Source organism: Janthinobacterium pasteuri (assembly GCF_051380775.1).
Taxonomy (GTDB): domain Bacteria; phylum Pseudomonadota; class Gammaproteobacteria; order Burkholderiales; family Burkholderiaceae_D; genus Janthinobacterium.
Genome location: NZ_JBNYXS010000007.1, coordinates 159,087 through 171,604 on the forward strand (window position 1 = coordinate 159,087; position 12,518 = coordinate 171,604).

The 12,518-nt window shown below is 62.7% G+C and carries 15 protein-coding genes; 8 read left to right on the forward strand and 7 right to left on the reverse strand.

Translation table 11 applies throughout. The annotated features are described in order from the left end of the window. Positions 1 to 2 precede the first annotated feature (2 nt). The 3 genes from ACQ4WN_RS09860 to ACQ4WN_RS09870 all read right to left on the reverse strand — a co-directional run bounded on the left by ACQ4WN_RS09860 (position 3) and on the right by ACQ4WN_RS09870 (position 2,865). Positions 3 to 1,499 (reverse strand): DUF4331 domain-containing protein, encoded by a 1,497-nt coding sequence (locus ACQ4WN_RS09860; RefSeq protein ID WP_436551373.1) that lies wholly within the window; start codon positions 1,497 to 1,499, stop codon positions 3 to 5. Positions 1,500 to 1,630: 131 nt separating this feature from the next. Further along, positions 1,631 to 2,278 (reverse strand): NrsF family protein, encoded by a 648-nt coding sequence (locus tag ACQ4WN_RS09865; protein WP_436551374.1) that lies wholly within the window; start codon positions 2,276 to 2,278, stop codon positions 1,631 to 1,633. Next, positions 2,275 to 2,865, reverse strand: coding sequence for a sigma-70 family RNA polymerase sigma factor (locus ACQ4WN_RS09870; RefSeq protein WP_436551375.1), 591 nt, complete (start codon positions 2,863 to 2,865; stop codon positions 2,275 to 2,277). The genes ACQ4WN_RS09865 and ACQ4WN_RS09870 overlap by 4 nt, the downstream gene beginning before the upstream one ends. A gap of 130 nt (positions 2,866 to 2,995) precedes the next feature. On the opposite strand from ACQ4WN_RS09870, the gene ACQ4WN_RS09875 reads away from it, so the two are divergent. The 4 genes from ACQ4WN_RS09875 to ACQ4WN_RS09890 all read left to right on the forward strand — a co-directional run bounded on the left by ACQ4WN_RS09875 (position 2,996) and on the right by ACQ4WN_RS09890 (position 5,660). After that, entirely contained in the window at positions 2,996 to 3,802 is an 807-nt protein-coding gene (locus ACQ4WN_RS09875) for a DUF1223 domain-containing protein (protein ID WP_436551376.1), read from the forward strand. After that, positions 3,802 to 4,407, forward strand: coding sequence for a cytochrome b/b6 domain-containing protein (locus ACQ4WN_RS09880; RefSeq protein ID WP_436551377.1), 606 nt, complete (start codon positions 3,802 to 3,804; stop codon positions 4,405 to 4,407). The genes ACQ4WN_RS09875 and ACQ4WN_RS09880 overlap by 1 nt, the downstream gene beginning before the upstream one ends. A gap of 5 nt (positions 4,408 to 4,412) precedes the next feature. Continuing rightward, positions 4,413 to 5,189 (forward strand): molybdopterin-dependent oxidoreductase, encoded by a 777-nt coding sequence (locus ACQ4WN_RS09885; protein WP_436551378.1) that lies wholly within the window; start codon positions 4,413 to 4,415, stop codon positions 5,187 to 5,189. A gap of 183 nt (positions 5,190 to 5,372) precedes the next feature. Continuing rightward, positions 5,373 to 5,660 carry a pentapeptide MXKDX repeat protein gene (locus ACQ4WN_RS09890; RefSeq protein ID WP_436551379.1) on the forward strand — a complete coding sequence of 96 codons (288 nt, stop codon included), beginning with the start codon at positions 5,373 to 5,375 and terminating at the stop codon, positions 5,658 to 5,660. A 33-nt stretch (positions 5,661 to 5,693) separates the two neighbouring features. Here ACQ4WN_RS09890 and ACQ4WN_RS09895 read toward each other — a convergent pair whose 3' ends face one another. Then, a complete protein-coding gene (locus ACQ4WN_RS09895; protein WP_436551380.1) occupies positions 5,694 to 6,473 on the reverse strand; it encodes an EAL domain-containing protein in 780 nt (259 codons plus the stop codon). Positions 6,474 to 6,671: 198 nt separating this feature from the next. Between ACQ4WN_RS09895 and ACQ4WN_RS09900 the strand changes: the two genes are divergently transcribed. The 3 genes from ACQ4WN_RS09900 to ACQ4WN_RS09910 are packed head-to-tail and all read left to right on the forward strand — an operon-like array spanning position 6,672 to position 8,974. Continuing rightward, positions 6,672 to 7,892: an MFS transporter gene (locus ACQ4WN_RS09900; protein ID WP_436551381.1), complete on the forward strand. Its 1,221-nt coding sequence runs from the start codon at positions 6,672 to 6,674 to the stop codon at positions 7,890 to 7,892. Positions 7,893 to 7,905: 13 nt separating this feature from the next. Then, on the forward strand, positions 7,906 to 8,295 hold the full coding sequence (locus ACQ4WN_RS09905; protein WP_436551382.1) for a DUF5071 domain-containing protein: 390 nt from the start codon (positions 7,906 to 7,908) through the stop codon (positions 8,293 to 8,295). A gap of 37 nt (positions 8,296 to 8,332) precedes the next feature. Continuing rightward, positions 8,333 to 8,974 (forward strand): CatA-like O-acetyltransferase, encoded by a 642-nt coding sequence (locus ACQ4WN_RS09910; protein ID WP_436551383.1) that lies wholly within the window; start codon positions 8,333 to 8,335, stop codon positions 8,972 to 8,974. Here the strand turns inward: ACQ4WN_RS09910 and ACQ4WN_RS09915 are convergent. Continuing rightward, on the reverse strand, positions 8,971 to 9,732 hold the full coding sequence (locus tag ACQ4WN_RS09915) for an AraC family transcriptional regulator (protein ID WP_436551384.1): 762 nt from the start codon (positions 9,730 to 9,732) through the stop codon (positions 8,971 to 8,973). The genes ACQ4WN_RS09910 and ACQ4WN_RS09915 overlap by 4 nt on opposite strands. A gap of 85 nt (positions 9,733 to 9,817) precedes the next feature. Here ACQ4WN_RS09915 and ACQ4WN_RS09920 point away from each other — a divergent pair, with 85 nt between their 5' ends. Next, positions 9,818 to 10,585, forward strand: a complete 768-nt coding sequence (locus ACQ4WN_RS09920; protein ID WP_436551385.1) for an alpha/beta fold hydrolase — start codon at positions 9,818 to 9,820, stop codon at positions 10,583 to 10,585. On the opposite strand, the gene ACQ4WN_RS09925 is transcribed toward ACQ4WN_RS09920, so the two are convergent. Then, positions 10,586 to 11,227: a LysE family translocator gene (locus ACQ4WN_RS09925; protein ID WP_436521838.1), complete on the reverse strand. Its 642-nt coding sequence runs from the start codon at positions 11,225 to 11,227 to the stop codon at positions 10,586 to 10,588. A 106-nt stretch (positions 11,228 to 11,333) separates the two neighbouring features. Further along, a complete protein-coding gene (locus ACQ4WN_RS09930) occupies positions 11,334 to 12,416 on the reverse strand; it encodes a YeiH family protein (protein ID WP_436551386.1) in 1,083 nt (360 codons plus the stop codon). Between the last annotated feature and the right edge of the window lie 102 nt (positions 12,417 to 12,518).

Genomic DNA, 12,518 nt, shown 5'->3' on the forward strand with positions numbered 1-12,518 from the left:
GGTTACAGCTGCGGCGAACCGGCCACGGGGGTTTTCAGGTAAGGAAAACCTGCCGTGAACGACGTTTCGTCAAGGAAGGCGCCATCCGTGAAGTGCAGGCCGCCGGCAGGAGCGTCGGCCGGAGCGCAGCCGATGTTCAGGGTGCACAGCTTGCCCATGGCCACGCGCAGCACCACGTCGACCACGTCGTCGCCGGGGCGGCGGCCGTTCGGGAAGCCTGCGTTATCGCCGCCGATGACGCCGAGGCGGTTTTGCGCACCGACATTGGTGGCCGCGATCGAGGTGTTCAGGCGCAGCATTTCCGATGCCGTCACGGTGACGGGCTGGTTCACGCCCTTGATGCCCGTGAGGAAAGTAGCCACCAGGTCGTTGCGGGGGAAGTTGGTGGGCGCCTTGGCGCCTGCCGAGCCGAACAGCACTTCCACCAGCGCTGGCGCCGTCGGGTTGGTGACATAGTCGGCAAATTGCGCGTCGCCCGAAGGCTTGCTGGCGTTGAAGCGGTCCTTGTCCTTCAGGCCGATGACCAGTTCATTTACCAGCGGCATGCCCAGACGCGACACTTGCACCCACGCGCCGCCTTCCTTCGACGCCGCGGTGCTGCCCGGCGCCGGGTTCAGCAAACGGCCCTGGCGCAGGCTGGCCGTGGTCCAGCCGCCGATGACGGGGTCGGTGCCCGCCGTCAGGCAGGTGGTCGGCACTTCCATCTCGATAGCCGTGACGTTTTTCCGCGCCAGGTCATCTTTGGCTGCGGATTCCGCATTCGCGGCAAACTCCGTGGCAGGCGCCTTGATATTGATCAAGTCGAACGTTTCGCCCAGGTTCACCACGAACGGGTCCTTGCGCTGGCCGACGAACATGCGCGCCGGCGTGGCGCAGCCGGGGATGTTGACCGTGTAGACGTGCTGCGCGGCATATGCGGCGTAGTTGGGAATGGACTTGGTGCCGATGTAGTCGACTGGTTTATCGAAGGTCGTGCCGCCGCCCGTGGCATTGGTCACGCTGCTGCGCGTACCCGTGCGGCGGTCGCCCCGCACCACCGTTACGCTGTAGGTTTCGCGCACGTTCAGCCCAGCCGGGTTGACGCTATCGATGGCGCCGCCGTTGATGACGAGCGGAATCGAGACTTTCTTGCCGCCCACGGTGAACTGGCCATCCTTGATGGTGTTGGTGAAGCGGAACTGGAAGGTGAGGTCTTCCTTGCCGTCGCCATTGTTGTCAATATGGATTTCATACAGGGCGTTGGGGTCCATGGCGAAATAGTTGGGCCCGCCGTAGGCGTCTTGCAGGGGAATGTAGTCGGCCACCAGGGTGGTGTAGGCGCCGCGGCCCGTTTCATAGCTGCGGAACATATAGAAGTCGGTGGCGTCGACTTTGGGGTTTTGCGTGATGAATGGCGCTTCGCGGTGGCTGGAGGCAAAAGCGGGCGGGGCAATGGCCGCCGCCAGAAAATTGCCCAGGATGGCCGCGCCAAGCGCGGTTTTCGATATTGACAAAGACATTTCGATTCTCCCGATTTTTGTTAGCGTTGACAGACAAGTCCAAGAAACTGCAGGCTGCCTAACTTGTACGAACGGGGAAAAAGAACGGATTCAACTTTTTATCAACGTGTGCAGCTGATTTTGCCAGCCCCTTACCAGACCAGCACTTTGGGGCCGATGGCCGCGCCGATGGCGGTCGGCACCAGCATGCCCAGCACGTACCAGAAGCCGACGAAGCTGGCCGCCAGCTCGGGGCAGTGCAGGCAGTACACGAGCGCCGCCATGGCGCCGGCGGCAAAGCCGGCAGCCGCGCCCGCCAGGCGCAGGCGCGTGGGCGCCAGCTGGCGCATCAGGCGCAGGACGGCGGCCAGGATGGGGAGCGAGAGCAGGGCGATCAGCAAGGGGCAGCTACGCCAGGTGGCGCCCCAGAACAGTTCGGCGCGTTGGTCGGCTGGGGCTTCCTGCACGATAATGGCGCCCAGCGCCCACATCAGCAGCAGGGGCGTGGCGATCAGCAGTGGCAGGGCGCGCGCGTTGGCGCCCGGCACGCACAGGCGGCGGCTGACATGCCAGGCCGCAAGGCAGAGGCACACGACAAAGCCCACCTTGATCCAGAAGTCGGGCAGCAGTGCCAGCTGCTCCAGATTGGGGCGCACGCCCAGCAGCATGGCCGTCAAGGCCACGCTGGCCAGCAGGCCGGCGCCCAAAGTGGACGCGGCGCGCCAGTGCGTACCCGGGGGAGCTGCTGTGGCCACGTCCGGGCCACTGGCCAGCATGGCGATCAAGTCATCGGTTTTCATGGTGCGCTTCCTTCCATCCTTAAATTGGCTGCCAGTGCCTTCAAGCCGCGATGTACGGCCACCTTGACGCTGGCTTCCGAAATGTCCATGGCGGCCGCCGTGTCGCGCACGGACCAGCCGTCGAGCTTGGTATGCACGATGGCGTCGCGCTGCTGCGCCGGCAAGGTGGCCAGCAGCTTGCCCAGGTCGCGGCTGGCCTCGGCTGCCTCGGCATCGGCGCTGGAAAACATTTCCTGCGCACTATCTTCTTCGTCATACGGCAAGTGCTGCGCCTCGCGCCGCCCATGCCGGCGCAGCCAGTCGATCAATTTGTAGCGTGCGATCGCATGGATCCACGACGTCAGCGGCACACTCGTGTCATACGTCAGCCGCTGGTTGTGGATGGCCAGCAAACATTCCTGCACCAGGTCTTCCACCTCGTCCGGCCAGCGCTGCAGGCGGCGCCGGAAGAACGCACGCAAATGGGCGCTGCTTGCCTGCAAGAAACTGCGGTACGCCTGCGCATCGCCATCAAGCCCGCGCAGCATCAAGCCATGCAGCCGCAATTCCGTGCTGTGCAGATGTTCGCTAACAGGTATTCGTTGCATGCAGGCCTTTGGTGACAGGCGTTGAAAAAAATAAATTGAAAAATAATGGAAGGTGGCTGTAACCAATCCCGCCATCGCGGCGAATTGACAAGCAAGCACGTTTCTTCATTCACTATAACGGGTAGTCATCATGCATATCAAGCACCGCCTTGCCGCCAGCCTCGTTCCGCTCTGTCTGTGGGCCGCGACTTCACCCGCTTACGCGCAGATGGCGGCTGGCCAGCGCTGCGCCGTGCAAAGCGGACCGCAAACGGCGGCGCTGGTGGAGCTGTACAGCAGCGAAGGCTGCTCCAGCTGCCCGCCCGCCGACCAGCGCCTGAACGCCTTGCGCAAGGAAGCGGGGGCGGCCAGCCTGGTCGTGCCACTGGCGCTGCACGTCACGTACTGGGACCAGATCGGCTGGACGGACCCGCTGGCGCAGGCGCAATTCGATGCGCGCCAGGCCGAACTGCTGCGCCACCAGCCGCGCCATGTGGCTTACACGCCCCAGTTTTTCGTCGGCGGCACGGAATTGCGCAGCTGGGATACGCAGTTGCCGGCCGCCATACGCCGCATCAACGCGACCGCCGCGCCCGTCGCTATCCGCCTGTCCGCCACGCCGGGCCAGGATGGAAAACTATTGCTGGAAGCCAATGCCAGCGCGCCGGACACGCAGACGGGCGGCCAGTTATACCTGGCCATCAGCGAAAGTGGCATCGTGTCAACGGTGCTGCGCGGCGAGAACCGCGGCGCCACCCTGCATCACGATGCCGCCGTGCGCCTGTGGCTGGGGCCGGTTGCACTGGCGCAAGGCCGCGCCCAGCTGCGCCGAGAAGTCAAGCTGCCCGCCAGCTGGCGCCCCGAGAACCTGCAAGTGGTGGCCTTCGTGCAGCGGGCCGACAGCAGCGCCATCCTGCAAGCCGTCAGCACAGCGCAATGCGCGAAAGGAGTACTGTGATGCATACGCCCACTGTTTCAAGCGCCGTGATCCATCCCGCGTGGCTGCGCCTTACGCACTGGCTTAATGCGGTGGCCGTCGTGATACTGGCCACCAGCGGCTGGCGCATCTACAATGCTGCGCCGTTTTTCCCGTTCGAGCTGCCGCGCGCCCTGACCCTGGGCGGCTGGCTGGGCGGCGCCCTGCAATGGCATTTTGCCGCCATGTGGCTGCTGGTAGCCAATGGCTTGCTCTATTTGCTCATTAATATCGTATCGGGACGGCTGCGGCGCCAGTTCTTTCCTCTCTCGCCGCGCCTGCTGCTGGCCGATTTCCTTGCCGCGCTGAAGGGCAGGCTGGCCCACGCAGACCCGCGCCACTACAACATGGTGCAGCGCGCCGCCTATCTGTTTGTGATGTTAGATTGCATCGTGCTGGTGCTGTCCGGTCTGGTGCTATGGAAATCCGTGCAGTTTCCCCTCTTGCGCGAGCTGCTGGGCGGCTACGAGAGTGCGCGCCGCGTGCATTTCATCGCCATGGCGCTGCTGGTGGGCTTTATCGGCGTACACTTGCTGATGGTGGCGCTGGTGCCGCGCACCCTGGTCGCCATGCTGCGCGGCCGCTAAAGGAGATGATCATGAAAAAAACCATCCTCTTGCCTGCGTCGGGCCAGGCCATGCTGGCCGACGCCCTGCGCCAGATCCCGCAACCCTCGCGCCGCCTGTTCCTGCAGCGCAGTTTGACCCTGGGCGGCCTGTCGCTGCTGACCGGTTGCAACGTCAGCGACCCGTCCAGCATCGAGACAGCCTTGACGGCGGTCTCGCGCTTCAATGACCGGGTGCAGGGCTGGCTCTTCGACCCGAACAAACTGGCGCCGACGTATCCCGATTCCATGATCACCCGGCCGTTTCCCTTCAACGCGTATTACGGCGAAGACGAGGTGGAAGAGGTCGATGGTGACGCCTGGCGCCTGGAGTTGAGCGGCTTGATCGCCGACAAGAAGCCGTGGAGCTTGCCGCAGCTGCGTGCCTTGCCACAGGAAACGCAAGTCACGCGCCACATCTGCGTGGAAGGCTGGAGCGCCATCGGCAAGTGGGGCGGCGTACCGTTTTCCCATTTCCTGAAACGTGTCGGCGCCGACACGACGGCAAAATACATCGGTTTCAAGTGCGCCGACGATTACTTTACCAGCATCGACATGGCCACGGCCCTGCATCCGCAAACCATCATGGCCTTGACGTATGACGGCCAGGAATTGCCGCCCAAGTACGGCTACCCGATGAAATTGCGCATGCCCACCAAGCTCGGCTACAAGAATCCCAAGCACATCCAGGCCATTTTTGTCACGAATACGTATCCGGGAGGGTATTGGGAGAATCAGGGATACAACTGGTTCGGCGGTTCCTAGGAAGACGGCAAAGGCGGCCATGTCGCATTGCCTTGTCGTACTAATCGTAGTGCCTGCGGCAATGCACCTGGCCCTGACCATCTCCCGGCCTTCCTATTATTTAGCAGTAAGCAGCACCCTGTAGCACAGCAACAGCTTTACCACCGGGCATTTGCCCATATAACCTAGAGACAAGGACTTATCATGAAAACCACCATCACCGCCATCATCGCTTCCGCCATCCTCATGTCGGGCGCGGCCTTCGCCCAGGACGCCATGAAGAAAGACCCGATGGCCAAGGACGCTTCGGCCGATGCCATGCACAAGGATGGTATGGACAAGGACGGCATGAAGAAGCCGATGGCCAAGAAGCACATGAAAAAGGATCACATGGCCAAGGATGGCATGGCAAAAGATGCCATGGCGAAAGATGGCATGAAGAAGGATGAGATGAAGAAAGACGAGATGAAAAAGGATGCGATGGGCAAGTAAGGCTGAAGCAGGTCAAGGCGTGGTGACTGCCTGTCACCACGCTGCGGGATTGATCACGCCGATGGCCATCAATGCGGGCTTGCAAAATAGATATCCCTGCATCAAGTCAATGCCCATCTCCTTCAGGCAATCGCGTTCGGCGGTCGTCTCGATGCCCTCCGCCAGGACTTGAATGTTGAGTTCCTTGCAAATAGCGATGATGCCCCTGACGATCGCCTGTTTGGGGGCGCTTGCCTCGATGCCGCGTACCAGTTCCATGTCGATCTTGATGATGTGCGGCTGATACTCCGCCAGCAGGGTCAGGCCCGCGTAGCCGGCGCCAAAATCGTCGATGGCTGTCTGGAAGCCGAAGCGCCGATACTCATGGAAGATGTTGACGAGGTGGGGCCGGTCGCGCACTTCTTCGCCCTCGGTTACCTCGAAGATGATGCGGCGGATGGGGAAGTCGTATTCGCGCGCCGCGGCTAAAGTGGCCTGGATGCAAGCCTCGGGGCGATACACGGCGTTCGGCAGAAAATTGATGGATAGATATTCCTCGATGCCCAGCCGGGCCGCACCCTCGATGGCGCGCACGCGGCAGGCCTGATCGAACACATAGCGGTTTTCGTTATTGACTTGGGACAAGACCGAGTAAGCCGATTCGCCGTTGGGCCCGCGTACCAGTGCTTCGTGGCCAAAGATCGAGCGTGTGGACAGGTTGACGATCGGTTGATAGGCAAAGGTGAAATCGAAGCCCAGTGGCTCGGCTTGCTGGCACTGGCTGCAAGCAGCCTTTTTCGCTGATTGGGCTGAGGTGAAGCTGGAGGACGTCATGGTGGCCTGGCCTCTGATGAGAGATGAAGAAGTTGTACAGTAGTTATAACACGGCCTGTTGCCGGTCCAGTGTTATTTCTGGCAGGCAAGGATAGGTAATGGATGATGTCCGGCTTGAAAACGAATAAACAAGCCGATCAAGATGCCAACGCAATGTGTAGTAAGCTGGTCGCCTTATGATTTCCTGCATGCACAGTCATGACCGAACCGTCCGCCGCCGCGCTGTCCCCCGAAGCACATCCCTCCGACAAATCGCTCCGTCGCCGCTCGCTGTTCGCCGCCTGCAGCGCGCATGCCGTGCATGACGGCTTGACGGACGTTATTTACGTGCTTCTGCCCATCTGGCAGGCGCAGTTTGCCATCAGCTACGCCATGGTGGGCCTGTTGCGCGGGTCGTACTCGGGCATGATGGCGGGATTCCAGTTGCTGGCCAGCCGCATGGCCAGGCGCTGGGGACGCGAACGCCTGCTGGTGGGCGGCACGGCGCTGGCCGGCGTCGCTTACCTGATCGCGGGGCAGGCGGGAGGCCTGGCCGTGCTGCTGTTCGCCTTGCTGCTGGGCGGCCTGGGGGCCAGCACGCAGCATCCGCTGGCCTCGTCCATCGTCACCGATACGCACGACGCGGGCGGCGGCGTGAAGGAAGCGTTGTCGCACTACAACTTTGCCGGCGATATCGGCAAGACCCTGATTCCGGCCCTGGTGGGCTTGCTGTTGCTGGTGTGCAGCTGGCAAGCCAGCGTCTCGCTGCTGGGCTTGCTGGGCCTGGCGGCGGCCGGCTTGCTGTGGTGGCTATTGCCGAAGCCGGGTGAGCTGCAGGCCGGCGCCAGGAAGGCGGGCAAGAGCATCGTGGGTAGCGGCTCGAAAGGCAGCTTTCGCGCACTGCTGGCCACGGGCACGCTGGACAGCGCCGTGCGCATGGGCTTTCTCACCTTCTTGCCATTCTTGCTGAAAAGCAAGGGCGCTGGCACGGCCGGCATCGGCGTGGCGCTATCGCTGCTGTTCGTGGGCGGCGCCTTCGGCAAACTGCTGTGCGGCTATCTGGGCGCGCGCATCGGCATGATGAAGACTGTGTGGCTGACGGAATCGATGACTTCCGTACTGATTGTCGCGGCCCTGTGGCTGCCCCTGGCCGGCGTCATGGCCATGCTGCCCTTGCTGGGGCTGGCGCTGAACGGCACCTCGTCCGTGCTGTACGGCGCGGTGCCGGAACTGGCCGAACCCGGCAAGCGCGAGCACGCTTTCGCGCTGTTCTACACGGGCAGCATCGGCGGCGGGGCCTTGTCGCCCGTGCTGTTCGGCGCGCTGGGCGACCATACCAGCGTAAACACGGCCCTGCTGGCGCTGGCAGCCTTGTTGCTGCTCACTTTACCGCTGGCGTGGAAAGTGCAGCGGGGCCTGGCCCATGGTGGCGCCACATGACAGGATGCGTCGCATGAGTCTGCCATTGCCGCGCGATAAACACGATACGCAGCATGCGCAAGCCCTCATCGCCTTGCCATGGGACGAAGTTGCTCCGGCCATGCCGCAAATCCTGGAGTGGATCCAGGACGTGAATTGGCCGGTGGCCGCCGTGCTCCTGCCTTATCTGGCCGGCATCGGCCCACGCCTTGCCCCCTATGTGAAAACGGTGCTGGCCAGTAACGACGAACAATGGAAGTACTTTGTTCTGCAGGGCATCGTGCGCCATTCGCCCGGGCTGGCTGACGCTGTGGACGGGGAGTTGACACGCTTCGCCCTGGCCCCAACGGCTGCCGAGCTGGAGGAGGGCGTGGCCGAAGTGGCCAGGGCAATTTTGGCGCGCAGCGGCGCCGATGCGGCGTGACTTGCCCGCCAGCACCCCCATCGTCTACACTCGCCACATGAAAAATTTTGAAAAGCGGCGCGACCGCTATGACTTGTTCCGGGCGTTTGACAATCCCCTCGTCAACATCAACTTCCAGCTCGACGTGCCGGACTTCCGGCCCTGGTGCAAGGAACGAAAAATCCCCGTGTTCCACTTTTTCCTGTTTTGCCTGCTCAATACGGTCAGGGAGATCGACAACTTCATGTACCGCATCTATCAGGGCGAAGTGATCAGGATCGACGATTTCCCCGCTTCGTACACCGTCATCAACGGCGACGAGAACCTCAACTACACGCGTTTCGTGATGACGGACCAGCTTGATCTCTTCCTCGAACGCAGTCTGGAAGCCAAGCGCACCGCCGAAGCCAGTTCCGCGCTGATCAATACGGGCGAGGGCGAAAGCGAGCGCGAGCAGCGCAACAATATCTTCATCACCTGCCTGCCGTGGCTGGACCTGGCGGCCATCGAGCACCCGATCTACCGCCACCGCGACGCTGACATTCCGACCTTTACCTGGGGCAAGTTCGGCCCTGCACAGGACGATGGGCGCATGCGGGTACCGTTTTCTGCGCAGGCCCACCATGGTTTTGTCGACGGCTACCATGTGCAGAAACTGGCGCAGGCGCTGTCGCAGCGCATTGCCGCCATCATTGCCTAGTTCGACAGATAGTCGCTGGGCGCCTGGCCCAGCACGCGGCGGAAGGCGGCCGTGAAGGCGCTGGGGCTGGCATAGCCGAGGTCGAGCGCGACCCTGGTAACGGTTTGTCCCCCGGCCAGTCGCGTGATGGCCGCCAGCAAACACGCTTGCTGGCGCCATTGGGCAAAGGCCAGCCCCGTCTGTGCGCGGAACTGCCGCGTAAAGGTGCGCCGGCTCATGCCCGCCTGCACCGCCATCGCGTCCAGGCTACTGTCCAGGCTCGGTTGTTGCAGCAATTCCATGCATAGCCGTGCCAGCCTGGCGTCCTGCGGCAGGGGCGCGTTCAGGGGCAGGGCCCTGGCTTCGGCAATCTCATCGAGCAGCAAGGCCATCAATCGACCGTCGCGCGATTCTTCCGCATACAAAGCCTCTACGCTCACGGCCCCGGCCAGCAACTGGCGCAGCAGCGGCGAGGCGTCCAGTACCTGGCAATCGGATGGCAAGCCCATCCTGGCGATGGCGTCTGGGGCGATAAACACGTTGTGCATGGTCACGGCGCCATGCATGCGCATGCCGTGCATGAGCCTGGCTGGTACCCAGCAGGCGCGCTGCGGCGGCACCAGCCAGTTGCCTTGCGGCGTATGTACGCTGATGACACCCTGCGCTGCATAGGCGAATTGCCCGCGCGCATGGCCGTGGCTGGGGAAAATGGCGCCGGAAGCATAGTCGCGTGCGGTAGCGATCAATGCGCGTGGCACTTCCGTATAAAAATCATCCATGGCCCATACTCTACAGGATTTGACCTTATAGCGAAGGCGGGCCGCTTGATCCGCCCGTACCATCCACTCTTTTTCAGGAGTGTATATGCACAATAGCTATCATCGCGTGGGTCATGGCTCTCACGCCGTCATCGTCCTGCACGGCTGGTTTGGCGACGCGCACGCGTTTGCGCCGATGGAAGTGACGCTCGATGGCGGGGCTTTCAGCTATGTCTTCATGGACAATCGCGGCTATGGCGGCATGCGCGGCGCGCAAGGCGACTACTCGATGGACGAAGTGGCCCGCGACGCGCTGGCGCTGGCCGACGCGCTTGGCTTTGCCACCTTCAGCGTGGTGGGCCATTCCATGGGCGGCATGGCGCTGGAACGGCTGGCCTTGCTGGCGCCCTTGCGTTTGCGCAAATTGGTGGCCGTGGCGCCCGTGCCCAGTTGCGGCGTGGCACTCGACGCGCCGGCGCGCGCGCTATTTCTGGATGCCAGCGGCAACCAGCAAGCGCGGCGCGCCATTATTGACCGTAGCACGGGCGGGCGCTTGTCCGCCACCTGGCTGGACTGGAAAGCGCAATACTCGTGGGACAGTTCGGATCCAGCCGCGTTTGCCGCCTGTTTCCTGGCGTGGAGCGGGACGGATTTCAGTGAAGAGGTCAAGGCGGCGCGCGTGACGCTGCCCTTGCTGGTGCTGGTGGGGGAGCACGCCCCCCGTTTCGACGCGGCCCTGATGCGCCGCACGTATCTGGCGTGGTATCCCGAGGCCAGGCTGGAAGTGCTGGCCAATGCGGGACACTATCCGATGAACGAAACGCCGCTGGCCCTGGCGGCCAGCATCGAAGCGTTTTTGACGGAAGAGGATTAGTTACGCCGCCTTGGCGCGCAGGCGCAGCAGGCTCAGGCCCAACAGCACGAAGGCGCCGCCCGAAATACGGTTGAACAGCTTGGCGCGGCCCGGCGTGGCCAGCTGGGTTTTCAGCAGGCGCGCCAGGTTGGCGTAGAACAAATGGGCCAGCATGGCGCAGGCGACAAACGAGGTCGTCAGCACGGTGAACTGGATGGCCACGGGTTCGCCCGGCGTGATGAATTGCGGGAACAGGGCCGAGAAGAACAGGATGGCCTTGGGATTGGTCAGCGCCACCGTCAAGCCCTGGCGGAAGAGTTTCCAGAACGAATTTGGATTCGCCGCGCCAAGCGCCACGGGCGCATCGGCGACGATGCTGGTCTTGCTGCGCCATTGCTTGATGCCCAGGTACACCAGATACAGGGCGCCAGCCAGTTTCAGCAGCATGAAGGCCGTGGCCGAGGTCGCCAGCACGACGCCCATGCCAGCCATGGCCACGCCGGAAATGATGAACAAACCAAAGCCATTGCCCATGCTGCTGATCATCGCGCGGCGCGGGCCGACGGCGATGGCATTCGAGATGGCCAGCAAGACGGCCGGGCCGGGAGAAAACGTGACGAGCAGGGCGACGCTGCAGAAAAGCAGCCAGTTCGAGAGATGCATGGATGGTTCCTGGTGGGGCCGAAGCGGGATTGAGAGTCAAAACACGCTTATTGTACGAAGTTTTCGACTCCCGTGTCAGTGGCCCTCGCGTGAATCAGGCTTAGCGTCAGGCAAACAGGCTGGCGACCATGTGGTTGATGGCGGCGCCACCGGCGATCAGCCAGCAGAACAACAGGCCGGCCAGCAGCAGGGGCTTGATGCCGGCGCGGCGGATGGCCGACATATGCGTCGTCAAGCCCAGGGCCGCCATGGCCATGGCCAGCAGGGCCGTGTCGAACTCGGTGATGGTGGTCACGGTGCTTGCTGGCAGCAGGCCCAGGGAATTGAAGGCGACCACGCCGATGAAGATGAAGGCGAACCAGGGGATGGCCAGCTTGGCCGCCTTGTCGTGGCCGCTATTGCCACCTTTGGCCTTGCCGCGCGCCAGTACTGCCGACAGGATGACGAGGAAGGGCGCCAGCATCATTACACGCACCATCTTGGCGATCACGGCCGCGTTCGCCGCTTCTTGCCCGATGGACTTGCCGGCCGCCACCACTTGCGCCACTTCATGCACGGTCGAGCCGATATACACGCCGAAGGCGGCAGGCGTGGCGCCCAGCACCTGCCAGCCCTGATTCCACCGGTACAGCAAAGGGTACAAAAAGATGGCGATGGTGCCAAATACCACGACGGTGGAGACGGCCACGGTGACATCCTCGCTGCGCCCCTTGACGACGGGTTCCGTGGCCATCACGGCCGCTGCGCCGCAGATGGAGCTGCCCGCGCCGATCAAAATGGCGCTATTGCGTTCCAGCTTGAACACCTTGGTGCCGAGGAACATGGCCAGGCCAAATGTGGACGCCAGCACCAGCGCATCGATGGCGATGCCGGCCAGGCCCACCTGGCCGATATCCTGGAAGGTCAAACGAAAGCCGTACAGGATGATGCCAAGTCGCAATAACGTCTGCTTGGAAAAGGCCACGCCCGCGCCGCAGGTGGGCGCCAGGCGGCCATACACGCTGTTACCCAGCACAATGCCCAGCATGATGGCCAGGGTCAGCGCGCTCATGCCATGGCTTTGCATCCATTCCAGCTTGCCCAGCGCGATGGCGCCCCAGGCGATCGCGCCGCTCAGCAGCAGGCCCGGCAAAAGGCGGCCATAGCGGTCGCTGAAACTTGTTGTGTTGCTTGTTGAGAGAGAAGACATGCCGTACTCCATGGTTCTGTGTTCGTGTGGCATGACTGTACAGTTCGGCGATTAAATGGTAAAACGGATTGTTTTGGTAGGTTTAACCAATAAAATAGGTAG

Coding starts and splice junctions, on each gene's coding strand:
- ACQ4WN_RS09860 (WP_436551373.1), bottom strand. CDS start 1,499: ATGTCTTTGTCAATATCGAAAACCGCGCTTGGCGCGGCCATCCTGGGC.
- ACQ4WN_RS09865 (WP_436551374.1), bottom strand. CDS start 2,278: ATGAAAACCGATGACTTGATCGCCATGCTGGCCAGTGGCCCGGACGTG.
- ACQ4WN_RS09870 (WP_436551375.1), bottom strand. CDS start 2,865: ATGCAACGAATACCTGTTAGCGAACATCTGCACAGCACGGAATTGCGG.
- ACQ4WN_RS09875 (WP_436551376.1), top strand. CDS start 2,996: ATGCATATCAAGCACCGCCTTGCCGCCAGCCTCGTTCCGCTCTGTCTG.
- ACQ4WN_RS09880 (WP_436551377.1), top strand. CDS start 3,802: ATGCATACGCCCACTGTTTCAAGCGCCGTGATCCATCCCGCGTGGCTG.
- ACQ4WN_RS09885 (WP_436551378.1), top strand. CDS start 4,413: ATGATCATGAAAAAAACCATCCTCTTGCCTGCGTCGGGCCAGGCCATG.
- ACQ4WN_RS09890 (WP_436551379.1), top strand. CDS start 5,373: ATGAAAACCACCATCACCGCCATCATCGCTTCCGCCATCCTCATGTCG.
- ACQ4WN_RS09895 (WP_436551380.1), bottom strand. CDS start 6,473: ATGACGTCCTCCAGCTTCACCTCAGCCCAATCAGCGAAAAAGGCTGCT.
- ACQ4WN_RS09900 (WP_436551381.1), top strand. CDS start 6,672: ATGACCGAACCGTCCGCCGCCGCGCTGTCCCCCGAAGCACATCCCTCC.
- ACQ4WN_RS09905 (WP_436551382.1), top strand. CDS start 7,906: ATGAGTCTGCCATTGCCGCGCGATAAACACGATACGCAGCATGCGCAA.
- ACQ4WN_RS09910 (WP_436551383.1), top strand. CDS start 8,333: ATGAAAAATTTTGAAAAGCGGCGCGACCGCTATGACTTGTTCCGGGCG.
- ACQ4WN_RS09915 (WP_436551384.1), bottom strand. CDS start 9,732: ATGGATGATTTTTATACGGAAGTGCCACGCGCATTGATCGCTACCGCA.
- ACQ4WN_RS09920 (WP_436551385.1), top strand. CDS start 9,818: ATGCACAATAGCTATCATCGCGTGGGTCATGGCTCTCACGCCGTCATC.
- ACQ4WN_RS09925 (WP_436521838.1), bottom strand. CDS start 11,227: ATGCATCTCTCGAACTGGCTGCTTTTCTGCAGCGTCGCCCTGCTCGTC.
- ACQ4WN_RS09930 (WP_436551386.1), bottom strand. CDS start 12,416: ATGTCTTCTCTCTCAACAAGCAACACAACAAGTTTCAGCGACCGCTAT.